The organism is Serratia odorifera (genome assembly GCF_041448735.1).
Taxonomy (GTDB): domain Bacteria; phylum Pseudomonadota; class Gammaproteobacteria; order Enterobacterales; family Enterobacteriaceae; genus Serratia_F; species Serratia_F odorifera.
Genome location: NZ_JBGMUT010000004.1, coordinates 311462 through 335613, shown reverse-complemented (window position 1 = coordinate 335613; position 24152 = coordinate 311462). Strand labels below are relative to the sequence as shown.

At 56.6% G+C, this 24152-nt stretch carries 23 protein-coding genes and 2 tRNA genes; 5 read left to right on the top strand and 20 right to left on the bottom strand.

Features of this window, described 5'->3' with window-relative positions; all coding sequences use genetic code 11:
* Positions 1 to 2: 2 nt before the first annotated feature.
* From ACCC84_RS14005 to pncC, 7 genes are all read right to left on the bottom strand, one after another.
* Positions 3 to 79, bottom strand: a tRNA-Arg gene (locus ACCC84_RS14005).
* Between the two features lie 3 nt (positions 80 to 82).
* Positions 83 to 175, bottom strand: a tRNA-Ser gene (locus ACCC84_RS14000).
* A 312-nt stretch (positions 176 to 487) separates the two neighbouring features.
* Positions 488 to 673, bottom strand: coding sequence for a carbon storage regulator CsrA (gene csrA, locus ACCC84_RS13995; RefSeq protein WP_004091602.1), 186 nt, complete (start codon positions 671 to 673; stop codon positions 488 to 490).
* 252 nt (positions 674 to 925) lie between these two features.
* Positions 926 to 3553, bottom strand: a complete 2628-nt coding sequence (gene alaS, locus ACCC84_RS13990) for an alanine--tRNA ligase (protein ID WP_198773305.1) — start codon at positions 3551 to 3553, stop codon at positions 926 to 928.
* A gap of 134 nt (positions 3554 to 3687) precedes the next feature.
* A complete protein-coding gene (recX, locus tag ACCC84_RS13985; protein WP_004955186.1) occupies positions 3688 to 4221 on the bottom strand; it encodes a recombination regulator RecX in 534 nt (177 codons plus the stop codon).
* Positions 4222 to 4279: 58 nt separating this feature from the next.
* Positions 4280 to 5341: a recombinase RecA gene (recA, locus tag ACCC84_RS13980; protein WP_004955189.1), complete on the bottom strand. Its 1062-nt coding sequence runs from the start codon at positions 5339 to 5341 to the stop codon at positions 4280 to 4282.
* 111 nt (positions 5342 to 5452) lie between these two features.
* A complete protein-coding gene (gene pncC / locus ACCC84_RS13975; RefSeq protein WP_273870987.1) occupies positions 5453 to 5941 on the bottom strand; it encodes a nicotinamide-nucleotide amidase in 489 nt (162 codons plus the stop codon).
* Positions 5942 to 6170: 229 nt separating this feature from the next.
* Between pncC and ACCC84_RS13970 the strand changes: the two genes are divergently transcribed.
* The gene (locus ACCC84_RS13970) at positions 6171 to 7586 is read left to right on the top strand and encodes an MFS transporter (RefSeq protein WP_039991125.1); all 1416 of its coding nucleotides are present in this window, start codon (positions 6171 to 6173) and stop codon (positions 7584 to 7586) included.
* Between the two features lie 41 nt (positions 7587 to 7627).
* Here the strand turns inward: ACCC84_RS13970 and mltB are convergent, their stop codons facing one another.
* Positions 7628 to 8719: a lytic murein transglycosylase B gene (gene mltB, locus ACCC84_RS13965; RefSeq protein ID WP_039991126.1), complete on the bottom strand. Its 1092-nt coding sequence runs from the start codon at positions 8717 to 8719 to the stop codon at positions 7628 to 7630.
* 309 nt (positions 8720 to 9028) lie between these two features.
* Here mltB and mutS point away from each other — a divergent pair, with 309 nt between their 5' ends.
* A complete protein-coding gene (gene mutS / locus ACCC84_RS13960; protein WP_004955199.1) occupies positions 9029 to 11581 on the top strand; it encodes a DNA mismatch repair protein MutS in 2553 nt (850 codons plus the stop codon).
* Between the two features lie 68 nt (positions 11582 to 11649).
* On the opposite strand, the gene rpoS is transcribed toward mutS, so the two are convergent.
* From rpoS to ftsB, 8 genes are all read right to left on the bottom strand, one after another.
* Positions 11650 to 12648 carry an RNA polymerase sigma factor RpoS gene (gene rpoS / locus ACCC84_RS13955; protein ID WP_119426090.1) on the bottom strand — a complete coding sequence of 333 codons (999 nt, stop codon included), beginning with the start codon at positions 12646 to 12648 and terminating at the stop codon, positions 11650 to 11652.
* A 54-nt stretch (positions 12649 to 12702) separates the two neighbouring features.
* Complete coding sequence (gene nlpD / locus ACCC84_RS13950) at positions 12703 to 13686, bottom strand: murein hydrolase activator NlpD (RefSeq protein WP_039992414.1); 984 nt, start codon at positions 13684 to 13686, stop codon at positions 12703 to 12705.
* Positions 13687 to 14002: 316 nt separating this feature from the next.
* A complete protein-coding gene (locus ACCC84_RS13945) occupies positions 14003 to 14629 on the bottom strand; it encodes a protein-L-isoaspartate(D-aspartate) O-methyltransferase (RefSeq protein ID WP_004955209.1) in 627 nt (208 codons plus the stop codon).
* A complete protein-coding gene (gene surE / locus ACCC84_RS13940; protein ID WP_004955211.1) occupies positions 14629 to 15384 on the bottom strand; it encodes a 5'/3'-nucleotidase SurE in 756 nt (251 codons plus the stop codon). Before surE ends, ACCC84_RS13945 begins: the two co-directional genes overlap by 1 nt.
* Entirely contained in the window at positions 15365 to 16411 is a 1047-nt protein-coding gene (gene truD / locus ACCC84_RS13935) for a tRNA pseudouridine(13) synthase TruD (protein WP_004955214.1), read from the bottom strand. The genes surE and truD overlap by 20 nt, the downstream gene beginning before the upstream one ends.
* A gap of 4 nt (positions 16412 to 16415) precedes the next feature.
* Positions 16416 to 16889 carry a 2-C-methyl-D-erythritol 2,4-cyclodiphosphate synthase gene (gene ispF / locus ACCC84_RS13930; RefSeq protein ID WP_004955219.1) on the bottom strand — a complete coding sequence of 158 codons (474 nt, stop codon included), beginning with the start codon at positions 16887 to 16889 and terminating at the stop codon, positions 16416 to 16418.
* Positions 16889 to 17605: a 2-C-methyl-D-erythritol 4-phosphate cytidylyltransferase gene (gene ispD, locus ACCC84_RS13925; protein ID WP_004955222.1), complete on the bottom strand. Its 717-nt coding sequence runs from the start codon at positions 17603 to 17605 to the stop codon at positions 16889 to 16891. Before ispD ends, ispF begins: the two co-directional genes overlap by 1 nt.
* A 3-nt stretch (positions 17606 to 17608) precedes the next feature.
* Positions 17609 to 17926 carry a cell division protein FtsB gene (gene ftsB, locus ACCC84_RS13920; RefSeq protein WP_039991128.1) on the bottom strand — a complete coding sequence of 106 codons (318 nt, stop codon included), beginning with the start codon at positions 17924 to 17926 and terminating at the stop codon, positions 17609 to 17611.
* A 403-nt stretch (positions 17927 to 18329) separates the two neighbouring features.
* Between ftsB and ACCC84_RS13915 the strand changes: the two genes are divergently transcribed.
* The 3 genes from ACCC84_RS13915 to ACCC84_RS13905 all read left to right on the top strand — a co-directional run bounded on the left by ACCC84_RS13915 (position 18330) and on the right by ACCC84_RS13905 (position 20702).
* On the top strand, positions 18330 to 19100 hold the full coding sequence (locus ACCC84_RS13915; RefSeq protein WP_004955228.1) for a basic amino acid ABC transporter substrate-binding protein: 771 nt from the start codon (positions 18330 to 18332) through the stop codon (positions 19098 to 19100).
* A 176-nt stretch (positions 19101 to 19276) separates the two neighbouring features.
* A complete protein-coding gene (locus ACCC84_RS13910; protein WP_050763140.1) occupies positions 19277 to 19996 on the top strand; it encodes an amino acid ABC transporter permease in 720 nt (239 codons plus the stop codon).
* A complete protein-coding gene (locus ACCC84_RS13905; RefSeq protein WP_371901997.1) occupies positions 19980 to 20702 on the top strand; it encodes an amino acid ABC transporter ATP-binding protein in 723 nt (240 codons plus the stop codon). The genes ACCC84_RS13910 and ACCC84_RS13905 overlap by 17 nt, the downstream gene beginning before the upstream one ends.
* Before the next feature lie 51 nt (positions 20703 to 20753).
* Here the strand turns inward: ACCC84_RS13905 and ACCC84_RS13900 are convergent, their stop codons facing one another.
* The 4 genes from ACCC84_RS13900 to cysD all read right to left on the bottom strand — a co-directional run bounded on the left by ACCC84_RS13900 (position 20754) and on the right by cysD (position 24144).
* On the bottom strand, positions 20754 to 21071 hold the full coding sequence (locus ACCC84_RS13900; protein ID WP_004955234.1) for a DUF3561 family protein: 318 nt from the start codon (positions 21069 to 21071) through the stop codon (positions 20754 to 20756).
* A 94-nt stretch (positions 21072 to 21165) separates the two neighbouring features.
* Positions 21166 to 21858: an adenylyl-sulfate kinase gene (gene cysC / locus ACCC84_RS13895; RefSeq protein WP_081445052.1), complete on the bottom strand. Its 693-nt coding sequence runs from the start codon at positions 21856 to 21858 to the stop codon at positions 21166 to 21168.
* The gene (cysN, locus tag ACCC84_RS13890) at positions 21797 to 23224 is read right to left on the bottom strand and encodes a sulfate adenylyltransferase subunit CysN (RefSeq protein WP_004955240.1); all 1428 of its coding nucleotides are present in this window, start codon (positions 23222 to 23224) and stop codon (positions 21797 to 21799) included. The genes cysC and cysN overlap by 62 nt, the downstream gene beginning before the upstream one ends.
* Before the next feature lie 11 nt (positions 23225 to 23235).
* Positions 23236 to 24144: a sulfate adenylyltransferase subunit CysD gene (cysD, locus tag ACCC84_RS13885; RefSeq protein WP_004955243.1), complete on the bottom strand. Its 909-nt coding sequence runs from the start codon at positions 24142 to 24144 to the stop codon at positions 23236 to 23238.
* Positions 24145 to 24152: the final 8 nt, after the last annotated feature.

The following is a 24152-nucleotide window of genomic DNA, read 5'->3' as shown; positions in this document are numbered from 1 at the left end:
TATGGTGCATCCAGGAGGATTCGAACCTCCGACCGCTCGGTTCGTAGCCGAGTACTCTATCCAGCTGAGCTATGGATGCAAATGGCGGTGAGGCGGGGATTCGAACCCCGGATGCAGCTTTTGACCGCATACTCCCTTAGCAGGGGAGCGCCTTCAGCCTCTCGGCCACCTCACCAGTACGCTTCTTTCGAACTGTGCCTAACTCGCTTTAAAGAAGCTCATCGGCACTGCGTGGCGCACATATTACTTTCCCCGACTTATAAGTCAAACAATTTTTCCCAACTCCTGCGCGTTTGCACAAATCACAGGCAACATGAGTGATTTGACGGCAAAAAGAGTGTTTTATCAACAGTCAAACACCGATAATTCCACAACATAACGGAGAGGTAAGAAGAGAGAAATTATTGGTAGGAATGCACTAAAGCGGGGATAAGGCGCAAAAAAAGGCAGAAGCGTCTCGCTACGCAACGAGACGCTGCTTTCGAAATCAGTAAGTCGTCTGTTGAGACTTCTCTGCCTGGATACGTTGATAGATTTCTTCGCGGTGTACAGACACCTCTTTCGGAGCATTCACACCAATACGAACCTGGTTGCCTTTTACCCCTAGCACTGTAACCGTGACCTCATCGCCAATCATGAGGGTTTCACCAACTCGACGAGTCAGAATTAACATTCTTTGCTCCTTGAAAGATTAAAAGAGTCGGGTCTCTCAGTTTCCCCGTCATTATCCATCATATGTGGTGAAAAGGTAAGCCATAGAACCCACAATAAGTGTAAGTAGACTTGGTATCACCGCAGATAACGATAAGTTTAGCCGACCTGAGAAACTTTGTTCCCGTAATTGTAACTGCATTGTTTAAGCACAGTATAAAAACGCCATAATCAACAAAGAGTTATGGCGTTCAGATGTGCTATTTATTTATATTCACAGCTTGGAAGCCACCCAGGCTTCGACGCTGTCTAATGCCGCCGGCAGAGCGTTGACATCGCTTCCCCCTGCCTGCGCCATATCAGGACGGCCACCGCCTTTGCCGCCAACCTGCTGTGCCACGTTGCCAATCAATTCGCCGGCTTTTACCCGGTCGGTCAGGTCCTTGGTTACACCGGCAATCAGACTGACTTTGCCCTCAGCGGTGGTAGCCAGAACGATAATTGCCGAACCCAGCTGATTCTTGAGATCGTCAACCATGGTACGCAGCATTTTCGGCTCAACGTTATCCAACTGGCTCACCAGCAGTTTCACGCCGTTGACCTGCTTCGCCTTGCTGGACAGTGAGGCACTCTCCAACGCCGCCTGCTGGTCTTTGAGCTGTTGCAGCTCCTTTTCCAGCGTGCGGGTACGATCGAGTACCGCGCGCACTTTCTCTGACAGATTATTGCCGTCACCTTTTACCAGATGAGCAACCTCTTGCAACAGGTCGCTCTGCTGATGCAGCGTGGCAACCGCGCCTTCGCCGGTGACCGCTTCAATACGACGGATCCCCGCGGCGGTGCCGGATTCGCTCTGGATACGGAACAGACCGATATCACCGGTACGGCTGGCGTGTGTGCCGCCGCACAGTTCGGTCGAGAAGTCGCCCATGGTCAGTACGCGCACATGGTCATCGTACTTCTCACCGAACAGCGCCATCGCGCCCTTCTCTTTGGCATCATCCAGCGCCATCACTTCAGTCTGGACCGGCAGATTGCGACGAACCTGTTGGTTGACCAAATCTTCTACCGCACGGATTTGTTCCGGCTTCATCGCTTCAAAATGCGAAAAGTCGAAACGCAGATATTTATCGTTAACCAGCGAGCCTTTTTGAGCCACGTGCTCACCCAATACCTGACGCAGAGCAGCATGCAGCAAATGGGTCGCCGAGTGGTTCAGACGAATGCGATTACGGCGAACCTGGTCAATCAGCGCGTCGACGCTGTCGCCGACTTTCAGCACGCCCTGCGCCAATTTGCCCTGATGGCCGATAGCCTGACCGTATTTCTGCGTATCGCCAACCACGAACTCAGCAGCGGCGGACTTCAAGATGCCTTTATCGCCGACCTGACCACCGGACTCACCGTAGAACGGTGTGGCGTCCAACACGACTACCGCCTCTTCGCCGGCATGGATCTCGTCCACCGGTTGGCCGTCACGGAACAGGGCGGTGATTTTCGCCTGCTGCTGGTCATGATCATAACCACAGAACTCACTGGCTCCGTCAACGCGGATCAAGCTGTTGTAATCGGCGCCAAAACCACTGGATTCACGCGCACGACGGCGCTGGGCTTCCATCGCCGCCTCAAAGCCAGCCTCATCCACTTTCAGGCCGCGCTCGCGACAGACGTCGGCGGTCAAATCAACCGGGAAGCCGTAGGTGTCGTACAGGCGGAAAGCGGTTTCGCCATCCAGCGTGTCACCCTGCAGCTTGGCCAACTCTTCATCCAGCAGCGCCAGACCACGCTCCAGCGTGCGGGCAAACTGCTCTTCTTCGGTTTTCAGTACTTGCTCGACCATCGCCTGCTGGCTCTTCAGCTCATCGGCCGCAGGCCCCATAACGCCAATCAGCGGTGCAACCAATTTGTAGAAGAAGGTGTCTTTGGCGCCCAGCATATTGCCGTGACGCACCGCACGACGAATGATACGACGCAGCACATAGCCGCGGTTTTCATTCGACGGGATAACGCCATCAGAGATCAGGAAGGCACAGGAACGAATGTGGTCGGCAATAACACGCAGCGATTTGTTATCCAGATCGGTTGCGCCAGTGACCTTGGCCACCGCTTCGATCAGGGTACGGAACAGATCGATTTCATAGTTGGAGTTCACATGCTGCAACACCGCGGCGATACGCTCAAGCCCCATGCCGGTGTCCACCGACGGCTTGGGCAATGGCAGCATGGTGCCGTCGGATTGACGGTTAAACTGCATGAACACGATGTTCCAGATTTCGATGTAACGGTCGCCGTCTTCTTCCGCGCTGCCCGGAGGGCCGCCCCAGATGTGATCACCGTGATCGTAGAAGATTTCTGTGCACGGGCCGCAAGGGCCGGTGTCGCCCATCTGCCAGAAGTTGTCAGAGGCAAATGGTGCGCCCTTATTGTCGCCAATACGGATAATACGCTCTGCGGGGATGCCGATTTCGTTCTGCCAGATATTGAAGGCTTCATCATCGGTTTCGTAGACGGTCACCCACAGCTTTTCTTTTGGCAGATTGAACCAGTTTTCACCGGTCAGCAGTTCCCATGCATAGGCGATGGCATCGTTTTTGAAGTAATCGCCAAAGCTGAAGTTGCCCAGCATTTCAAAGAAGGTGTGGTGACGAGCGGTATAGCCGACGTTTTCCAGATCGTTATGCTTACCACCGGCACGCACGCAGCGTTGCGAGGTCGTCGCACGGGAGTAGGCGCGTTTGTCCAGCCCCAGGAAAACATCTTTGAATTGGTTCATGCCGGCATTGGTAAACAGCAATGTCGGATCATTGTTAGGTACCAGGGAGCTGCTTGCGACAACCTGGTGACCTTTACTATGAAAGAAATCGAGAAACGCTTGACGGATCTCAGCGGTGCTCTTGCTCATATTTTTCCCGGAAAGGCTAGAATAACGATACGTGAGCAAAGGGGCGCGTCATCCTGACGATGGTCCCCCGCTCACGAACAAAAAGTGGGGATAAGATAAATTTTCTTCACAGGGAAGTAAAACCCCGTGTGCGTTCATTGCGCAAATTCACGGTAAATTGACTGAATTTCTTCCTGAAAGAAGCCTCGATAGAGCAGATAACGCTGTACTTTAGCCTTGTCTTTCCATTCTTTCGGCAACGGCTCGCCAAATTTGCGCAGCGCAACCTCTCTGGCATGGGCGCACCAGTCAATCTCGCACTCGGCCAACGCCGTTTGCACCGTGTCCTTGTCGACGCCTTTTTGCATCAGTTCCGAACGAATGCGCTGCGCGCCATAGCCTTTACGGCTGCGGCTGCCGATGTAGCTGACGGCAAAACGCGGGTCGTCCAGCCAATTATGCTGATAACAATAGGCAATGACCTGTTCGACAACGGTAGGATCTATCGGTTCAACGGGCGTGGCGGTGGGAGGTTTTGTGGCCATTCTGCCACGGGCAGCAAACGGCTGCGCCGCAAGTTTGCGGCGCAGTTCGGCTTCACTGTGGTCGCGTTGCGATAACAAACGCATCGCGCGACTTAGCAGGTCATTAAAGGTGTTCCCAGCAGGCTGAGGAACGGCATCATTCATAACATCACAGCCTTGATAAAGGCGGCGCGCTCAAACGGCGCATCGCCTTCAGTGAGGGTTAAAACTCTTCGCTGGTTTCCGCTTCGTCATCAACGCCTTCGTTGGTGGCCATTGCCGACTCGTTGCTGCTGTGCAACAGCAGGTCACGCAGCTTCTTGTCCAGCTCGGCAGCAACCGCCGGGTTTTCCTTCAGGAAGTTACAGGCGTTGGCCTTGCCTTGCCCGATTTTCTCGCCGTTGTAGCTATACCATGCGCCGGCTTTTTCGATCATCTTGTGCTTGACGCCCAGATCGACCAGTTCACCGCGGCTGTTGATGCCTTCACCGTACATGATTTGGAATTCAGCCTGTTTGAATGGCGCAGCGATCTTGTTCTTCACCACTTTAACGCGGGTTTCGCTGCCCACCACTTCGTCGCCTTCCTTGATGGCGCCGATACGGCGAATATCCAGGCGAACGGAAGCATAGAATTTCAACGCGTTACCACCGGTAGTGGTTTCTGGGTTACCGAACATCACACCGATTTTCATACGGATCTGGTTAATAAAGATCAGCAGCGTATTGGCGTTCTTCAGGTTGCCGGCCAGCTTGCGCATCGCCTGGCTCATCATGCGCGCCGCCAGACCCATGTGGGAATCGCCGATCTCGCCTTCGATTTCTGCTTTTGGTGTCAACGCCGCGACGGAGTCGACGATGATCACGTCAACGGCACCGGAGCGGGTCAGCGCGTCACAGATTTCCAACGCCTGCTCACCGGTATCCGGTTGCGAACACAACAGGTTGTCGATATCCACGCCCAGCTTCTTGGCGTAGATCGGATCCAGCGCGTGTTCGGCGTCGATAAAGGCACAGGTTTTGCCTTCGCGCTGCGCGGCGGCGATGACTTGCAGCGTCAGCGTGGTTTTACCGGAAGATTCCGGCCCGTAGATCTCGACGATACGCCCCATCGGCAAGCCGCCGGCGCCCAGCGCGATATCAAGTGACAGTGAGCCGGTAGAGATCGTTTCCACGTCCATGGAGCGGTCTTCACCCAGACGCATGATGGAGCCTTTGCCGAATTGTTTTTCAATCTGGCCCAGTGCCGCAGCTAACGCCTTTTGCTTGTTCTCATCAATAGCCATTTTTGCTCCTCGTTACGCAATGTCGGTGTTACCCCACACTGCCACTGAATGTATGTTGTGCAGGAAATGCCACTAATTATACTGTATGGTCATACAGTATCAAGCCTAATTTTACAAAAATTCGTCAAGCGCGGTTTGCAGTGCAAAAAGCGTCGCCTGCCGCCTGACGGTGTCGCGGTCGCCGGCAAACCGCATTTTACGTGCCATCACACGGCCGGAACGTTCGGCAAAGCCGAACCATACCGTCCCCACCGGCTTTTCAGCGCTGCCGCCGTCCGGCCCGGCAATGCCGCTGACCGAAAGCGCCAGGTCGGCGCCGGCGGCATGCAATGCGCCCTGCGCCATTTCACGCACCACTTCTTCGCTCACTGCGCCATACGCCTGCAAGGTGGCTTCCGCCACGCCGAGCATCTGGTGCTTGGCCGTATTACTGTAAGTGACAAAACCGCGATCGAAATAGGCCGAACTGCCGGCAATGTCGGTAATCGCTTTGGCGATACCGCCGCCGGTGCAGGATTCCGCACAGGTGATCCAGCGCCCGCCGGCCTTGAGTTTATCGCCAACCGCCATGCTGAGTTTACGCAGCGTATCTTCGCTCATAACGCCTCCTTCAGGAACCAGGGTATATGCGCCCGATAGTAGCATTTATCAAGGCATCGCGCGGAGCGGTCGCCAACATTGCGCAGCGCGGCGCAAGACGGCGAGGTTTTAAGCATCCAGGCAAACTGCTAGTATCAAAAAGAGCGCCCAGCTTGCCGGGCTACAGGGAAAATCCACAGGGACGCCGGTTACCGGCCAATATCCGCCATGACTGAAGTAGGATGATCGTGTGAAAAAAACGTTAGGCGTATTCTTTCCGCTGTATACCACCACTCTGCTAATGTTGCTGGGCTCAGGCCTGCTCACCACCTATGTCTCGTTGCGCCTGACCTCAATCAACGTCACCGGCGGTACGATCGGCGCGATTATTGCCGCCAACTATATCGGCCTGGTGATCGGCGGCAAGGTCGGGCATTTTCTGATTGCGCGCGTCGGCCATATCCGCGCCTATGTGTCCTGCGCCGGCATTATCACCGCCGCGGTACTGGGGCACGGCCTGACGGAATATATCCCGGTGTGGGTGGTGTTGCGACTGATCATCGGCCTGTGCATGATGTGCCAATACATGGTGCTGGAAAGCTGGCTTAACGATCAGGCGGAATCCAGCCAGCGCGGCGTGGTATTTGGCGTGTATATGGTGGCCACCTATCTTGGCATGTCGCTGGGTCAGGTAGTACTGATGCTGCAAAGCGGGCTGGGCATCACCACGCTGCTGCTGATTGCGCTATGCTTCGCGCTGTGCCTGGTGCCGATAGCGCTTACCACCCGCACCAATGCGCGTCACATGTCTCCGGCGCCGCTTGAGCTACGCTACTTTATCGGCGCCATTCCCAAAGTGCTGGCCACCACGCTGGTGATCGGCATGGTAGTCGGTTCATTCTATGGGCTGGCACCGGTGTACGCCAGCCAGCAGGCGCTGTCCACGCAGCAGACCGGGTTGTTCATGGCTCTGGCGATTTTCGCCGGCCTGGTGGCACAATTCCCGCTCAGTTGGCTCTCGGATCGCTACAACCGTACGCTGCTGATGCGCGTCAACGCCATTCTGCTGACCGTGGCGGCGCTACCGCTGGCGCTGCTGCCACACATTGATTTTCACCTGCTGCTGGCGGTCGGTTTTATCGTCAGCATGCTGCAGTTCACGCTGTACCCGCTGGCCGTCGCGTTGGCCAATGACCTGATCGAGCCAGAGCGACGCGTGTCGCTGGCGGCCTGCCTGCTGATGGCATTTGGCGTTGGTGCCAGCGTTGGTCCGCTGGCGGTCGGGGTGCTGATCCAGCCGCTCGGCGGCAATATCCTGTATGTATTCTTCGCCCTGTGCGGCGTACTGATCGTCGGCTTCAGCCGCACGGTAAAAGAAGACGAGTCGCAATTTGTCGACGATGCGCCCCTGCCACATATCGCCATGCCCGACAGCCTGGTCAGTTCCCCGCTTTCACCGGCGCTGAACCCGACCTTCGATGAGCAGATGATTCAGGAGACCATGCCGCCACCGGAGGCCGCCCCCGATCCGCTCGAGCAAGACAACGCGACCGGCGACGCGTCGCCAGAGCCAGAGTCGCAGCCAGTAGAAAGCGAGCCTGCGTCACCGCAGGGGGCCGATCCTGATGACGATACCGGTTTGAAGAAAGCCTATACCATGCTGTAAAAAAAGGGCCGGATTCGGCCCTTGTGCTTTATCGATCAAAATCAGAAGACGTTGCCGCGCCGCGCTCGGCTCACTGCCTCGCCCAACTGCCACACCGCCATGGCATAATGGGTGCTGTGGTTGTAGCGGGTAATGGTGTAGAAGTTCGGTAGGCCAAACCAGTATTGGTATTCGCTGCCCATATCCAGGCGCAGCAGGCTCACCTGCTGATCGTGACCCAGCGCGCCCTGCGGCGTCAGCCCCGCCGCCTGCAACGCCCCCACGGTATAGCGGGTTTTGAAGCCGTTCTCCATCAGCGGTGCTTGCCCGCTGGCGGGGATCGCCACCGGCGCGTCACGCTGCCAGCCATGAGCACGGAAATAGTTGGCCACGCTGCCGATGGCGTCTTCCGGATCCCACAGATTGATGTGGCCATCACCATTGAAGTCAACGGCATAATCCTTGAATGAGGTTGGCATAAACTGGCCATACCCCATTGCGCCGGCATAAGAGCCGCGCAGATCCAACGGATCGCGGCCTTCCTTGCGCGCCATCAGCAGAAAGGTTTCCAGCTCGCCGGTGAAGTAGGTGGCACGGCGAGGATAGTCAAACGACAGGGTGGCCAACGCGTCGATAATGCGCGTTTTGCCCATGACGCGACCCCAGCGGGTTTCCACGCCGATAATGCCGACGATAATTTCCGGGGGTACGCCGTAAACCTGATGCGCACGCGCCAATGCATCCGCATACTGATTCCAGAAGGCAACGCCGTTAGGAATATTATCCGGAGTGATAAATTTATTGCGATAACGCAGCCAGGCACCGTTCGGGCCGGACGGCGGTCTACCGGTCGGCGTCGGTGCCTGACGATCCATCAAACGGATCACCCAGTCCAGCCGCCGGGTTTGCGCCAGCACGCTGTGCAACTGTTGCCGATCGAAGCCGTGTTCGTTGACCATCTTGTCGACGAAACGTTGCGCTGCCGGATTATTGGCATAATCACCGGTTAATATCAGCGGATTGGCATGCTCGGCGTCCAACAGAAAACCGCCTTGAACGGCATGAGGCTGCTGGGGAGCGGTCGTGGTTTCCGGCTCGCTGCTACAGGCAGAAAGCAAAAGTGCCAGAGGAAGAAAGCTTGCAAGGTGTCGCATCAGATATCCATCAGCCAGGCTACAAAGTTAAACGCTATGGTAAATCATAGTCTGGCGTGAACAAACTGGAATATCAGGCGAAATTACCCGTTCTAACGGCAACATGAGCGATGTGCAACTGCGAACAGTTTCGCAGAGCTGTTTAAAACCGCATCATGGTTTGCAGATACGTTTGAAACCGCGGTATCACCTGTTAACATCTTCCCCCAGACTAAGCAGCCGGCGTTTCACCTTTTAGCAGGACGCTTTCAATAATATGGCAAGCATCAAGCTCGCGACGCATAACCAGAACATAACGCAGTGAATATTATGGAAAACAAAGAATACGTTGACCACACCCCCATGATGCAGCAGTACCTGCGCCTCAAGGCCCAGCATCCTGAAATTCTGCTGTTCTATCGCATGGGCGACTTTTATGAGCTGTTCTATGACGACGCCAAACGCGCCTCACAGCTGCTGGATATATCACTGACCAAACGCGGCGCCTCGGCGGGCGAACCCATCCCGATGGCCGGGGTACCGCATCATGCGGTGGAAAACTATCTGGCCAAGCTGGTGCAACTGGGTGAATCCGTCGCCATTTGCGAACAGATTGGCGATCCTGCCACCAGCAAAGGCCCGGTGGAACGCAAAGTGGTGCGCATCGTCACCCCAGGCACCGTCAGCGATGAAGCCCTGTTGCAAGAACGCCAGGATAACCTGCTGGCCGCCATCTGGCAGGATGCACGCGGCTTTGGCTACGCCACGCTGGACATCAGCTCCGGCCGCTTCCGCGTCACCGAACCGGAAGACCAGGAAGCCATGGCTGCCGAACTGCAGCGCACCAACCCGGCCGAACTGCTCTACCCCGAAAGCTTCGAACAGATGTCGCTGATCGCACAGCGCCATGGTCTGCGCCGCCGGCCGCTGTGGGAGTTCGAACTGGAAACCGCGCGGCAGCAGCTCAACCTGCAGTTCGGCACGCGCGATCTCACCGGCTTTGGCGTCGAGCAGTCGCAACAGGCGCTACGCGCCGCTGGTTGTCTGCTGCAATATGTAAAGGATACCCAGCGCACCTCGTTGCCGCATATCCGCGGCATCACCATGGAACGCCAGCAGGACGGCATCATTATGGATGCCGCCACCCGCCGCAATCTGGAAATTACCCAGAGCCTGTCCGGCGGCAGTGACAATACGCTGGCCGCCATTCTGGATTGCACCGTGACGCCCATGGGCAGCCGCATGCTGAAACGCTGGCTGCATATGCCAACCCGCGACGTCAACGTGCTGAACCATCGCCAGCAGGCCATTGGCGCATTGCAGGAGATCGGTAGCGACGTACAGCCGTCGCTGCGTCAGGTCGGCGATCTGGAGCGTATCCTGGCGCGCCTGGCGTTGCGTACCGCTCGGCCGCGCGATCTGGCACGCATGCGTCATGCGTTCCAGCAATTACCGGATATTCGCGACATGCTGCAAGATATCGCTACGCCGCATGTGCAAAAACTGCTGGCGCAGATCGGTCAGTTTGACGATTTGCAGCACCTGCTGGAACGTGCCGTAGTGGAAGCGCCGCCGGTACTGGTACGTGACGGCGGCGTGATCGCGCCTGGCTACAACGCCGAACTGGATGAATGGCGCGCGCTGGCCGACGGTGCCAGTGATTATCTCGATCGCCTGGAAATCCGCGAGCGTGAAAAGCTGGGACTGGATACGCTGAAGGTCGGTTTCAATGGCGTGCACGGCTATTACATCCAGGTCAGTCGCGGCCAAAGTCACCTGGTGCCGATTCACTATGTGCGTCGCCAAACGCTGAAAAACGCCGAACGCTATATCATTCCGGAGTTGAAAGAGTACGAAGACAAGGTTCTGACCTCCAAGGGCAAGGCGCTGGCGATTGAAAAAGCGCTGTATGACGAACTGTTCGATTTGCTGTTGCCGCACCTGCCGGCATTGCAGCAAAGTGCCAGCGCGCTGGCGGAACTGGACGTGCTGACCAATCTGGCCGAACGCGCCGAAACGTTGAACTATACCTGCCCGACCATGAGCGAACAGCCCGGCATCCGCATCGTTGAAGGTCGTCACCCGGTGGTGGAACAGGTGTTGAGCGAACCGTTCATTGCCAACCCGCTTTCCCTGTCACCACAACGGCGCATGTTGATCATTACCGGGCCGAACATGGGCGGTAAAAGTACTTATATGCGGCAAACGGCGCTGATAGTGCTACTGGCGCACATCGGCAGTTACGTGCCGGCAACCAAAGCGACCATCGGGCCGGTGGACCGCATCTTTACCCGCGTTGGCGCCGCCGATGACCTGGCTTCCGGCCGCTCCACCTTTATGGTGGAAATGACCGAAACCGCCAATATCCTGCATAACGCCACCGAAAACAGCCTGGTATTGATGGACGAAATCGGCCGTGGTACCTCCACCTATGACGGCCTGTCGCTGGCGTGGGCCTGTGCCGAGAACCTGGCCAACCGTATCAAGGCGATGACGCTGTTTGCCACCCATTACTTTGAGTTGACCACCCTGCCGGAGAAAATGGCAGGCGTGGTCAACGTGCACCTGGATGCGCTGGAGCATGGCGATACTATCGCCTTTATGCACAGCGTGCAGGAAGGGGCTGCCAGCAAGAGCTACGGGCTGGCGGTGGCGGCGTTGGCCGGCGTGCCGCGTGACGTGATCAAGCGTGCGCGCCAGAAGCTGCGCGAACTGGAAGCGCTGTCTAACCACAGCGCAGCCGGTACGGTAGACGCTACGCAGATGACCTTGCTGACCGAGGAACCCTCGCCGGCGGTTGAAGCGCTGGAGGGGCTGGATCCCGATGCGTTGACGCCGCGCGAAGCGCTGGACTGGATCTATCGCTTGAAGAAGATGATGTAACCGGGGGCAACGCGGATAAAAAAACGGTGAGCCTGAGCTCACCGTTTTTTATTTAATGCAGTAATGTGTTATTCGCGGAACAGCGCCTCAATACTCAGGCCCTGCATTTGCAGAATCTCACGCAGACGACGTAAACCTTCCACCTGAATCTGACGAACACGCTCACGTGTCAGACCAATCTCGCGGCCAACGTCTTCCAACGTAGCGGCTTCATAGCCCAGCAGGCCGAAACGACGCGCCAGCACTTCACGCTGTTTGGCGTTCAGTTCGAACAGCCATTTCACGATGCTTTGCTTCATGTCATCGTCTTGCGTGGTGTCTTCAGGCCCGTTGTCTTTCTCGTCGGCCAAAATGTCCAGCAGCGCTTTTTCCGAGTCACCGCCCAATGGCGTATCAACAGAAGTGATACGTTCATTCAGGCGCAGCATGCGGCTAACGTCATCAACCGGCTTGTCGAGTTGCTCGGCAATCTCTTCGGCGCTTGGCTCGTGATCCAGTTTATGAGAAAGCTCGCGCGCGGTGCGCAGATAGACATTCAGTTCTTTAACGATGTGAATCGGCAGACGAATGGTACGGGTTTGGTTCATGATCGCCCGTTCAATGGTCTGACGGATCCACCAGGTGGCATAGGTAGAGAAACGGAAGCCGCGTTCTGGGTCGAACTTTTCCACTGCGCGGATCAAGCCGAGGTTACCTTCCTCAATCAGATCCAGCAGCGCCAGGCCGCGATTGCTGTAGCGACGGGCAATTTTCACCACCAGTCGCAGGTTACTTTCAATCATACGACGGCGGGATGGCACATCACCGCGCAATGCCCGCCGTGCGAAGTAAACTTCTTCCTCTGCGGTCAGCAGAGGCGAATAACCAATTTCGCCCAGATAGAGCTGTGTCGCATCCAGAACGCGTTGGGTAACACCCTGAGACAACAGCTCTTCTTCAGCTAAATCATTCTCACTGGCTTCTTCCTCTGCCAGCGCTTTTTCATCAAATGATTCAGCCTCCGTTCCATTCTCGTCGAAATCCGCATCATCATGTAACTCGTTAACTTTCAGCGTATTTTGGCTCATAAGCTGCTCCTACCCGTGATACCGCGAGCAGAATACCAGCGTATTCTGCCCAATCTATCGCTGCGGAAGATAACGCAGCGGGTTTACGGATTTCCCCTTGTAACGAATTTCAAAATGCAAACGTACTGAACTGGTTCCGGTGCTTCCCATGGTTGCTATTTTTTGACCCGCCTTCACTTCTTGTTGTTCCCGGACCAGCATTGTGTCGTTATGAGCGTAGGCGCTCAGGTAATCATCATTGTGTTTGATGATGATCAGATTACCGTAACCCCGTAAGGCGTTGCCTGCGTACACTACACGGCCATCGGCGGTAGCAAAAATGGCTTGCCCACGGGAGCCTGCGATATCGACACCTTTATTCCCACCGTCTGATGAGGAAAAGTTATCAATAATCTTACCGTCGGTTGGCCATCTCCAGGTACTGACTGGCGCACTGTTGCTGACGGTGCTGCTCACCGGTGGTGTTGCAGCTGGCGCGGTAACAGGGGTTGTAGCGCTTCCTGCCACAACTGCACCTGATGCAGGCAACATCTTGCCTACATTCTGTTTACCCGAATTGTCAGAATACGCGTTAGTTGGTTGAGAATCAACCGTCGCAGTCTGGATCTGACTGCTGGATGGCGGTTTAGGAATACCGCCACTTGTAGCGTCGGTTGCCGCCACCATGCCGCCGCCGCTGGCGGCAGAACCATTACCAAGCTGAATGGTTTGGCCAACATTCAAGCCGTAGGGTTCTGGAATATTGTTACGTTGAGCCAGGTCACGGAAATCATTGCCCGTGATCCAGGCAATGTAAAACAGCGTATCCCCACGTTTTACCGTATAGGTGCTGCCACTGTAACTCCCTTTCGGGATCGCCTCATAACTGCGGTTATAGACTATGCGCCCTTGTGGGGACGCCTGCGCGCCGGCAGTCGCAGCAGCGGCATTTCCGCCTTCAACGCTGCTAATCGGCGCCGATGACGAACCGGTATTCGTACAGCCAGCCAACCACATACCTACCATCGTACACACCGCAACCCGGCGTAAAGTCATTATTGGGCTTCCCGTGCTCATGCTTCCCCCGTCACAATACTCTATCCAAAATACCCTATACATCGTAGCTGAGCTTTAAGGCTTTTCTCAGTTTCTATGAAGCAAGGCGCCTCGGCCGATGTCTGAACGCCAGACCCTCTTCCGCCAGAGGCATAAAAGCAGCGTCGCCAATGTAGCCACATCAGCGCTACCACACCATAAGATAACCACTCAGAAAGGCAATTGTATTGAAAATTGGTCTTATTGGAACGCTAAATACCACTTATGAAGCGATGAAAGTGCAACAGTTTTTGCGTTTTGCCGATAAATCAGCCAAACGCTATGCCAGTTCGCCTTTGACCAACGGAACAAAGCGCACCGCCTCAACCGCGTCAATGGCAAATTCATTACCGTGGCGCTGAATGCGTTTAAGGATTTGCGACTGTTCCCCGACCGGCAGCACCATGATGCCGCCGTCGTCCAACTGTGCCATCAACGCCGATGGAATTTCCGGCGGCGCGGCGGTGACGATAATCGCGTCGAACGGCCCGCGTGAAGCCCATCCCAGCCAGCCGTCGCCATGGCGGGTGGAAACATTATGCAAGTCAAGCTGCTTCAGCCGCCGTTTGGCCTGCCACTGCAGCCCCTTGATACGTTCGACCGAACAGACGTGCTGCACCAGATGCGCCAGAATCGCCGTCTGATAGCCGGAACCGGTGCCAATTTCCAACACCCGCGACGTCGGCGTCAGATTCAGCAACTCGGTCATCCGCGCCACCATATACGGTTGGGAAATCGTTTGACCCGAGCCTATCGGCAACGCGGTATTTTCATACGCCTTATGCTCAAGCGCTTCATCTACAAAACGTTCACGCGGTACCGATTCGATCGCCTGTAACAATCGCTCGTCCCGGATCCCCTGCTGACGCAGCTGCGCCAGCAATGTTTGCATCGGCTTGTTCACCATTACCCGCTAACCTCTGCTTTGGTTAACCATGTTTTTACCACGTCCTGGGCGGCATAGGCGGTCAAATCCACCTGCAACGGCGTCACCGCCACATAGCCCTGCTCTACGGCGGCGAAATCGGTCTCCGGCCCGGCATCGAATTTATCACCAGGCGGGCCGATCCAATAGAGATTCTGTCCACGCGGATCCTGCTGGCAAAACACCTTGTCCGCCGGGTGGCGGCTGCCGCAGCGCGTGACGCGAATGCCCCTGATCTGATCGAGCGGCAGATCCGGCACGTTGATATTGAGTATTTTTCCGGTGCGCAGCGGCTCGCGCTGCAAGGCGCGCAACAGACGGCAGGTGATTGCCGCCGCCGTCGCATAGTGCTGATGGCCATTGAGCGATACCGCCAATGCCGGCAAGCCCAGATGTCGACCTTCCATCGCCGCGGCTACCGTACCGGAATAAATCACGTCGTCGCCCAGATTCGGGCCGGCATTAATGCCGGAAACCACGATATCCGGCGCTGGGCGCATCAACGCATTGACGCCCAGATAGACACAGTCGGTCGGCGTACCCTGTTGCACCGCCACGTCGCCGTTGGCCAGAGTCAGGGTGCGCAACGGTGAGTCCAGCGTCAGAGCATTGGAAGAGCCGCTGCGGTTGCGATCGGGCGCCACCACCATCACGTCGGCAAATTCACGCAGCGCCGCTGCGAGCACCTGAATACCCGGCGCGCTAACGCCGTCGTCGTTACTCAGTAATATCCGCATCACTGTTATCCTGCCGCATGAGTTCGCGAACCACGCTGGTGGCAAAACTGCCCGCTGGCAGCCAGAAGCGCAATTCTACGGTAACGTCATCCCACCAGTTCCACAGCATATTTTGCGGTTGCAACAGCAGGGCCCGACGAGCGGGTTCAACGCGCTCGCGCTTTAAAAGCGTAAGCAATTCCGGCTGTTCCGCCAAGCAACGCTGTTCAAATTCCAATGCAGCGCCGGCGCTGCCCGGTGCGCCATCCCCCGGCAACGGTGCCGTCACCTGCAATTCTCCGGCGTCGAGACGCTGTTGCAGACTGTCCAGCTCGTCTGCCTGTGCCACAAACCAGCTACCGCGCCCGGTAAGTTGCAGCGCATCGCCATCCAGCACCGTTCGATGCTGTTGATTAGCCAACCGGGTCGACGCCAGCAGATTGAACAGCGCACTGCGACTGGCGGAAAGATAGAAGCTGCGCTTGTTGCGCTCTTTGACGCGAATTTCATCGTTCGCCCAGCGGCGCGCCATCAGCAGGTTGTTACCACCGCGGCCAAAACGCTGGCTGCCAAAATAATTGGGTACCCCAGCGGCGGCGATCGCCTGCAATCGTTGTTCTACCTCGTTGCGATCGCTGATTTGCCGCAGCACCAGCGTAAAGGCATTCCCCTTCAGCGTACCAATGCGCAGCTTGCGGCGATGGCGAACCGCTGCCAGCACTTCGCAGCCTTCGAGTTCAAACTGCGAGAGATCGGGATCGTCCTTGCCGGGCAGGTGCAGGCAGAACCATTGCTCGGTCACCGCATGGCGGTCTTTCAGGCCGGCGTAACTAATCGCTCGACCGTGAATGCCGGCAAAGCGCGCCAGATAGTCGGCGACGAACTGGGTATTGCAGCCTTTCTTGCGAATATTGACCAGCAGATGCTCGCCCTCGCCGTCCGGCTCGAAGCCCAGATCTTCCACCACCACAAAGTCTTCGGGGTTGGCTTTCAGCAGCCCGGAGGCCTGCGGCTGGCCATGCAGCCAACTCAACGTTGCCATATCCATCGGTTTACTCCCTGACTAACAAGGCAACCGCTTCGCAGGCAATGCCTTCACCGCGGCCGGTGAAGCCCAGTTTTTCCGTGGTGGTCGCTTTAACGTTAACCTGATCCATATGGCATTGCAGATCTTCCGCCAGGAAAATGCGCATTTGCGGGATGTGCGGCGCCATTTTAGGTGCCTGGGCGATGATGGTGATATCCAGATTGCCAAGGTGATAGCCTTTGGCGCGGATACGCCGCCAGGCTTCACGTAACAGTTCACGACTGTCTGCGCCCTTGAAGGCCGGATCGGTATCCGGGAACAGCTTGCCGATATCCCCTAACGCCGCAGCGCCGAGCAACGCGTCGGTAGCAGCATGCAGCGCTACGTCGCCGTCGGAATGGGCCAGCAACCCCTGTTCGTAAGGAATGCGGACACCACCGATCACCAGCGGACCTTCGCCGCCAAATTTATGTACGTCAAAACCGTGACCGATACGCATCAGACATGCTCCTGTTGATTCTGGGTTAAATAGAACGCCGCCAGCGCCAAATCCTCCGGCCGCGTCACTTTAATATTGTCCGAACGCCCCGCCACCAATAATGGATGATAGCCACAGTGCTCCAGCGCCGAAGCTTCGTCGGTGACGTTTGCGCCGTCGTCGAGGGCGCGTTGCAAACAGCGTTTGAGCAACTCAAGCGGGAACAGCTGCGGAGTCAGCGCATGCCAAAGATCCTGGCGTTCCACCGTATGGGCAATGGCGCTGATGCCGCTTTCCGCTCGTTTCATGGTATCGCGCACCGGCGCGGCGAGGATCCCGCCGACCTGGCTGTGCGCGGTAATCGCCAGCAGGCGTTCAAGATCGTCGGCGTGCAGGCACGGCCGCGCGGCGTCATGCACCAGCACCCAATCCGCGCCTGTCGCCAGCTGCAAGCCGGCCATCACCGAATCGGCACGCTGTTTGCCGCCGAAGGTAACCCGCACGCGCACATCGGCCGCGATCGGCAAGGTAGCGAAATGGGTATCTTCCGGGCCAATCGCCACGATCACCTGTTGAATGCTCGGATGACGCAGCAAAGCGTGGATGGCGTGCTCAAGCAGGGTTTGGCCGCCGATAGTGAGATATTGCTTCGGGCAATCCGTTTGCATACGACTGCCGATACCGGCAGCCGGCAATACGGCAATCACCTGTGGAAAGGAACCTGCGGAGTGATTCATGCGTTATTTTACGTTGTTTTGCGAAGGAGTCGCCGCGCCACGTCTGGATTGGTCAGGAACCAGACGATAAAAAGTTTCGCCGGGCTTGATCATGCCCAGTTCATTACGCGCGCGTTCTTCAATCGCTTCCTGACCACCGTTCAGATCGTCGATTTCGGCGAACAGCTGATCGTTACGCGCTTTCAACTTGGCATTGTTGCCCTGCTGGGCCGCAACGTCTTCATTGACTCGCACGTAATCGTGTACACCATTTTTGCCCAGCCACAGTGAATACTGTAACCAACCGAGCAATGCCAACAATAGTAGCGTAAGTTTTCCCATCCCCGCCCCCTGAAAAACCGACCAATCATCCCACAACTTTTCGTTGGACTCCACACTGAGAGCGGCATTTCGCCGCCAGTTTCAGAATACGGATGAGAATTTATTGAGTTTATAACCTAAAACCACGCTGAAAGCGGTAAAAAAAGCCGCTTAATTGCCTTTACCGTCGCCAGCAGGTCACCGATCGTTCCCACTGACTGTTACCCACTATGCAGCCAAAACCACTGGCTGATTGCCTTCTCGCCGCAAAATACGCGCGCCATACGAAAAAAATGAATATTTAACACCACACTGATTTACATACCAATGTAATAGTTGTGTTTTTATTCATTATTCTTTATTTTTATGCAGTAAATATGAATAAATAAATCCAATACATAACCTTTAACTTACGGGGATCACCATGTTTAAACGTCTTGTCCTGATTGGGGCCTGCCTGGCCGCCAGCCTGTCAGCCGGCAGCGCCGTGGCAGAAACCACCTACGTCGTCGGCTCGGGCGGCACCTATCGTCCGTTTGAGTTTGAAAATAGCAGCAAACAGCTGGAAGGGTTTGATATTGATATCATCAAAGCCGTGGCCAAGGCCGAAGGCTTCCAGATAAAGCTGGTCAACACGCCGTGGGAAGGGATCTTCGCCACTCTCAATTCCGGCGACCGTGACATCATCATTTCCGGCATTACCATTACCGATAAACGCAAGCAGATGGTGGATTTCTCTGCGCCTTACTTCCCGGCAGAGCAGGCCATCGTGGTGCCCAAAACCTCGACGGTAGATTCTATCGCGGCGCTCAAGAGCCTGAAGGTCGGCGTAGTCAATTCCAGCACCGGTGACATCGTGGTATCTGACGTGCTGGGCAAAAACAGCACGGCGATCAAGCGCTTCGATAACACCCCGCTGATGCTGCAGGAACTGTTTGAAGACGGCATCAGCGCTGCGGTTGGTGACGTCGGCGTCGCCAAGTTTTATATCAAAACCCACCCGGAAAAACAGTTCAAGCTGGTGACCGATGCCAAGTTCCAACGCCAGTATTTCGGTATAGCGGTGGCCAAGGGCAACGTGGAATTGCGTGACCGCATCAATGCCGGACTGAAGAAAATCGTCGCCGACGGCACCTACGCCAACATCTATCGCAACTGGTTCGACAGCAACGTGCCGACGCTGCCGGCCGAATAATCGCCACCGGGCGCTCACTGCGCCAAATGCGGATACATCGACGTCGTGGGCCAAATCATCCTGGTATTGAGCACAGCTCGCCGCCAGGATGACGCCCCGCAGTCGTCTTAACATTAAATAAGGATCAAACCTTGAACTTCCGTTGGGAGATTATCCAGGAGTACGCACCGCTGTTTATGGAAGGCGCCTGGATGACCATCAAATGTACCCTGATCTGCGTGCTACTGGGCACCACCTGGGGGCTTATCCTCGGCCTCGGTCGACTGGCGCAGGCACCGCACGGCATCTGGAAACACATTTTGCACTATGGTGTGCAATGGCCGGTGCGCATCTACATCAGCGCCTTCCGCGGTACACCGCTATTCGTGCAGATTATGGTCGTGCACTTTGCCCTGGTGCCGCTGTTTATCAACCCGCGCGACGGTCTGCTGGTCACCAGCGGCATCATGAGCAGTGATTTCGCCCGCGCGCTGCGCTCCGATTACGGCGCGTTTCTGTCCTGCGTGGTGGCCATTACGCTGAATGCCGGTGCCTACGTGTCGGAAATATTCCGCGCCGGCATCCAGTCAATCGATCGTGGCCAGATGGAAGCCTCCCGCTCGCTGGGCATGAGTTACGGTAAAACCATGCGCAAGGTGATCCTGCCGCAGGCATTTCGCCGCATGCTGCCGCCGCTGGGCAACAACGCCATCGCCATCGTCAAGGATTCCTCGCTGGCTTCCGCCATTGGTCTGGCCGATCTGGCCTATGCCGCACGCACCGTGTCCGGCGCCTACGCGACCTATTGGGAACCCTATCTGACGATCTCACTGGTTTATTGGGTCATCACCTTCGTGCTCTCGCTGATGGTGCAACACATGGAAAAGAGGTTCGGTAAAAGTGATTCGCGTACATAATCTGCAAAAGCAATTTGGTGAAACCCATGTGCTGCGCGGCATTTCGTGTCAGATAGCCGCGAACGAAGTGGTGTGCATCATCGGCCCGTCCGGCTCCGGCAAGAGCACCCTGCTGCGTTGCATCAACGCACTGGAAACCCTGTCCGGCGGCGAAATCGACGTCAACAGCTTCGCCATCCATCATCAGAAGACCAACCTTAATAAAATGCGTGAAAGCGTTGGCATGGTATTTCAGCGCTTCAATCTGTTCCCGCATATGACGGTGCTGGAAAACATCATCATGGCGCCGATGGACGTGCAACGGCTATCTCGTGCCGACGCGACGCTACGCGCCGAAGCCCTGCTACGCAAAGTGGGGTTGCTCGACAAGATCGACGCCTATCCCGCCAGCCTGTCCGGTGGCCAGCAGCAGCGAGTCGCCATCGCGCGGGCGCTGGCGATGGAACCGAAAATCATGCTGTTTGATGAACCGACCTCGGCACTGGATCCGGAACTGGTAGGGGAAGTGCTGGCGGTGATGAAAGCGCTGGCGCACGAAGGCATGACCATGGTGGTGGTGACACACGAAATGGCCTTTGCTCGCGAAGTGGCGGATCGGGTGCTGTTTATCGATCAGGGAATTATTCAGGAAGAAGGTACGCCGCAGCAGCTCTTTGGCAACCCGAGCAATCCGCGCACCCAGGCGTTCTTAAGCAAAGTTTTGTAACTTACCGCACGGCTTTGACATCTCTCCGGGCGCCACCCTGCGCCCGGCATTTCACCAACCGGTCAATAGACTGAACACCAACCAGAACAGGCACAGCACCGTAATGCCGGTCAGCAACAGCGTGAAGATCAGGCGCCCACGCAACAACATGCTGAAGACAATACCGATCAATACCGAAACCGGCATCAGCGCAAGGAAGAATGGCCAAGTATACAGCAGGAAAAACAAGGTATTAGAGCCATAAACCATAAACGGCACCGCAAACGCCAGCCAATAGAAGACAAAGCCGCTGACGCCGCCGAGGAAAGAATATGAGGGTTCTTCTTTTTCCGGTGTTGAATCAATCAATATAGGCGAGACATTTTGCATAATAATCCCTGGTTATTCATATCTTTCAGCCTGCTCTGCGGCGGCTTAGAGTAAAAAGCGCATGGCGTTTGAGCGCCACACGCTTCTTTCGAATTCAGGGTTTGATAATAGCCTGACCACGCAGCACGTCTAACAATTGCGCAACTAATTTTGTTACTAATTGTTCGCCTTTCAGGTGGACATCCGGCGCTTCCGGCGCCTCATAAACCGAGTCGATACCGGTGAAATTGCGCAGCTCGCCGGCACGCGCTTTCTTGTACAACCCCTTTGGATCGCGCGCTTCGCAAATCGCCAGCGGCGTGTCGACGAACACCTCGACAAATTGCCCGTCGTCCAGCAGTTCACGCACCATGCGGCGCTCGGCCCGGTGCGGCGAAATAAACGCGGTCAACACCACCAGTCCGGCATCGACCATCAGTTTCGCCACTTCGCCAACGCGGCGAATATTCTCACGCCGGTCGTCATCGGAAAACCCGAGATCGCGGCACAGCCCGTGGCGGACGTTATCGCCGTCCAGCAGATAGGTACTGACGCCGTGAGCGTGCAGCGCCTGCTCCAACGCGCCGGCAACGGTAGATTTCCCCGAGCCGGACAGCCCGGTGAACCACAGCACCACGCCACGATGACCATTGCCGGCTTCACGATCCGCACGCGTTACCGCATGCGGATGCCAGACCACGTTTTCGTCTTGCGGCTCGTTCTGCCGCAGCTCAACGTCCGTCACCTCATTTGCCCCCAAGCAGGTCGCGTGCACCCCAATGCGGGAAGTGCTTGCGCACCAGCGCATTCAGTTCCAGTTCAAACGCGCTGAACTCGCCATTGCCGGCCGGCGCCTGCTGCAGCGTTTCGCGCACCAGTCCGGCGCCGACGGTAACATTGCTTAGCCGATCGATAAAAATCAGCCCGCCGGTCACATGATTGCGCTGATAGCTATCGAGCAGCAGCGGTTCATCGAAGGTCAATTCCACCAGGCCGATGCCGTTAAGCGGCAGCGTATCCGCCTGATACTGTGCCAGCGAGTTGATTTCCACCTGATGGCGAATGCTTTCAACCCGGGCGCGGGTTTTCTTGCCGGCCACCTTGATGTCGTAACTCTGTCCCGGCAGCAACGGCTGTTCCGCCATCCACACCACGTCGACCAGCGCGCTTTGCGCCGCCTGCAGCGTTTCAGCGGCATCCACCAGCAGGTCGCCGCGGCTGATATCCACTTCGTCCTGCAACACCAGGGTAATCGCTTCGCCCGGCAGCGCTTCCTGCAGATCCCCGTCAAAGGTGACGATGCGCGCCACGCTGGTTTCCACCCCGGAAGGCAGTACCTTGATACGCTGGCCAACCCGAACCACGCCAGCAGACAGCGTACCGGCATAGCCGCGAAAATCGAGGTTCGGGCGGTTGACGTACTGCACCGGGAAGCGCAACGGTTGCGCCTGCGCCTGGTCAATCACGTCCACCGTTTCCAGCACCTCCAGCAGCGTTGGGCCACTGTACCAGGGCATGTTGACGCTCTGACTGGCCACGTTGTCGCCGTCCAGCGCCGACAGAGGCACGAATTTGATATCCAGATCGTTTGGCAGCTGCTGGGCGAAGGTCAGGTAATCCTGCTTGAATTGCTCAAACGCCGTTTCGCTGTACTCCACCAGATCCATTTTGTTCACCGCCACCACCAGGTGACGGATGCCCAGCAGCGTGGCGATAAAGCTGTGGCGGCGCGTCTGATCCAGCACGCCTTTACGTGCGTCGATCAGCAGGATCGCCAGATCGCAGGTAGATGCGCCGGTCGCCATATTGCGGGTGTACTGCTCATGCCCCGGCGTATCAGCGATGATAAATTTGCGCTTTTCGGTAGAGAAATAGCGGTATGCCACGTCGATGGTAATGCCCTGCTCGCGTTCTGCCTGCAATCCATCTACCAGCAGCGCCAGATCGAGTTTTTCACCCTGCGTGCCAAGACGCTTGCTGTCGGTATGCAGCGTCGACAACTGATCTTCGTAGATCTGGCGGGTATCGTGCAGCAGGCGGCCGATCAGCGTGCTCTTGCCGTCATCGACACTGCCGCAGGTCAGAAAGCGCAGCAGGCTCTTGTGCTGTTGCGCATGCAAATAGGCTTCTACGCCGCCCTGTTCAGCGATTTGTTGTGCAATTACGTTGTTCATCCGGCGGCTCCTCAGAAATACCCTTGACGCTTTTTCAGCTCCATCGAACCGGACTGATCGCGGTCGATCATGCGGCCCTGACGCTCACTGGTGGTAGAGACCAGCATCTCTTCGATGATCTCGGGCAGCGTCTGCGCCTCGGACTCCACCGCACCGGTCAACGGCCAGCAGCCCAGGGTGCGGAAACGCACCATACGCTGGCTGATCACTTCGCCCGGCTGCAGATCGATACGATCGTCATCCACCATCAGCAGCATGCCGTCGCGCTCCAGCACCGGACGCGGTTTCGCCAGATACAGCGGCACGATGTCGATCTTCTCCAGGAAGATGTATTGCCAGATGTCCAGTTCGGTCCAGTTCGACAGCGGGAAGACGCGAATACTCTCGCCTTTGTTGATCTGCCCGTTGTAGTTGTGCCACAGCTCCGGCCGCTGGTTTTTCGGATCCCAGCGGTGGAAGCGATCGCGGAACGAATAAATACGCTCTTTGGCACGTGATTTCTCTTCATCACGACGCGCACCGCCGAAAGCGGCGTCAAAGCCGTATTTGTTCAGTGCCTGTTTCAAGCCTTCGGTTTTCATAATGTCGGTGTGTTTGGCGCTGCCGTGCACGAACGGATTGATGCCCATCGCCACCCCTTCCGGGTTTTTATGCACCAACAGCTCGAAACCGTACTCTTTGGCGGTGCGATCGCGAAACTGGTACATTTCGCGGAACTTCCAGCCGGTATCGACGTGCAGCAGCGGGAACGGCAGGGTACCCGGATAAAATGCCTTGCGCGCCAGGTGCAGCATCACCGAGGAATCTTTGCCGATCGAGTACAGCATCACCGGGTTGCCAAATTCTGCGGCGACTTCACGGATGATATGGATACTCTCCGCCTCCAATTGCCGCAAGTGAGTGAGTCGTTTTTCGTCCATAACAGATC

What these genes read in the sequence shown, in the direction of transcription:
- csrA (WP_004091602.1), bottom strand. Translation starts at nt 673, where the DNA reads ATGTTAATTCTGACTCGTCGAGTTGGTGAAACCCTCATGATTGGCGAT.
- ftsB (WP_039991128.1), bottom strand. Translation starts at nt 17,926, where the DNA reads ATGGGAAAACTTACGCTACTATTGTTGGCATTGCTCGGTTGGTTACAG.
- recA (WP_004955189.1), bottom strand. Translation starts at nt 5,341, where the DNA reads ATGGCTATTGATGAGAACAAGCAAAAGGCGTTAGCTGCGGCACTGGGC.
- cysN (WP_004955240.1), bottom strand. Translation starts at nt 23,224, where the DNA reads ATGAACAACGTAATTGCACAACAAATCGCTGAACAGGGCGGCGTAGAA.
- ispF (WP_004955219.1), bottom strand. Translation starts at nt 16,889, where the DNA reads ATGCGTATCGGTCACGGTTTTGACGTACATAAATTTGGCGGCGAAGGT.
- mutS (WP_004955199.1), top strand. Translation starts at nt 9,029, where the DNA reads ATGGAAAACAAAGAATACGTTGACCACACCCCCATGATGCAGCAGTAC.
- ACCC84_RS13900 (WP_004955234.1), bottom strand. Translation starts at nt 21,071, where the DNA reads ATGCAAAATGTCTCGCCTATATTGATTGATTCAACACCGGAAAAAGAA.
- cysD (WP_004955243.1), bottom strand. Translation starts at nt 24,144, where the DNA reads ATGGACGAAAAACGACTCACTCACTTGCGGCAATTGGAGGCGGAGAGT.
- ACCC84_RS13910 (WP_050763140.1), top strand. Translation starts at nt 19,277, where the DNA reads ATGGAAGGCGCCTGGATGACCATCAAATGTACCCTGATCTGCGTGCTA.
- recX (WP_004955186.1), bottom strand. Translation starts at nt 4,221, where the DNA reads ATGAATGATGCCGTTCCTCAGCCTGCTGGGAACACCTTTAATGACCTG.
- ACCC84_RS13915 (WP_004955228.1), top strand. Translation starts at nt 18,330, where the DNA reads ATGTTTAAACGTCTTGTCCTGATTGGGGCCTGCCTGGCCGCCAGCCTG.
- ispD (WP_004955222.1), bottom strand. Translation starts at nt 17,605, where the DNA reads ATGAATCACTCCGCAGGTTCCTTTCCACAGGTGATTGCCGTATTGCCG.
- surE (WP_004955211.1), bottom strand. Translation starts at nt 15,384, where the DNA reads ATGCGGATATTACTGAGTAACGACGACGGCGTTAGCGCGCCGGGTATT.
- ACCC84_RS13945 (WP_004955209.1), bottom strand. Translation starts at nt 14,629, where the DNA reads ATGGTGAACAAGCCGATGCAAACATTGCTGGCGCAGCTGCGTCAGCAG.
- alaS (WP_198773305.1), bottom strand. Translation starts at nt 3,553, where the DNA reads ATGAGCAAGAGCACCGCTGAGATCCGTCAAGCGTTTCTCGATTTCTTT.
- truD (WP_004955214.1), bottom strand. Translation starts at nt 16,411, where the DNA reads ATGGATATGGCAACGTTGAGTTGGCTGCATGGCCAGCCGCAGGCCTCC.
- cysC (WP_081445052.1), bottom strand. Translation starts at nt 21,858, where the DNA reads ATGCGCTGGTGCGCAAGCACTTCCCGCATTGGGGTGCACGCGACCTGC.
- mltB (WP_039991126.1), bottom strand. Translation starts at nt 8,719, where the DNA reads ATGCGACACCTTGCAAGCTTTCTTCCTCTGGCACTTTTGCTTTCTGCC.
- pncC (WP_273870987.1), bottom strand. Translation starts at nt 5,941, where the DNA reads ATGAGCGAAGATACGCTGCGTAAACTCAGCATGGCGGTTGGCGATAAA.
- rpoS (WP_119426090.1), bottom strand. Translation starts at nt 12,648, where the DNA reads ATGAGCCAAAATACGCTGAAAGTTAACGAGTTACATGATGATGCGGAT.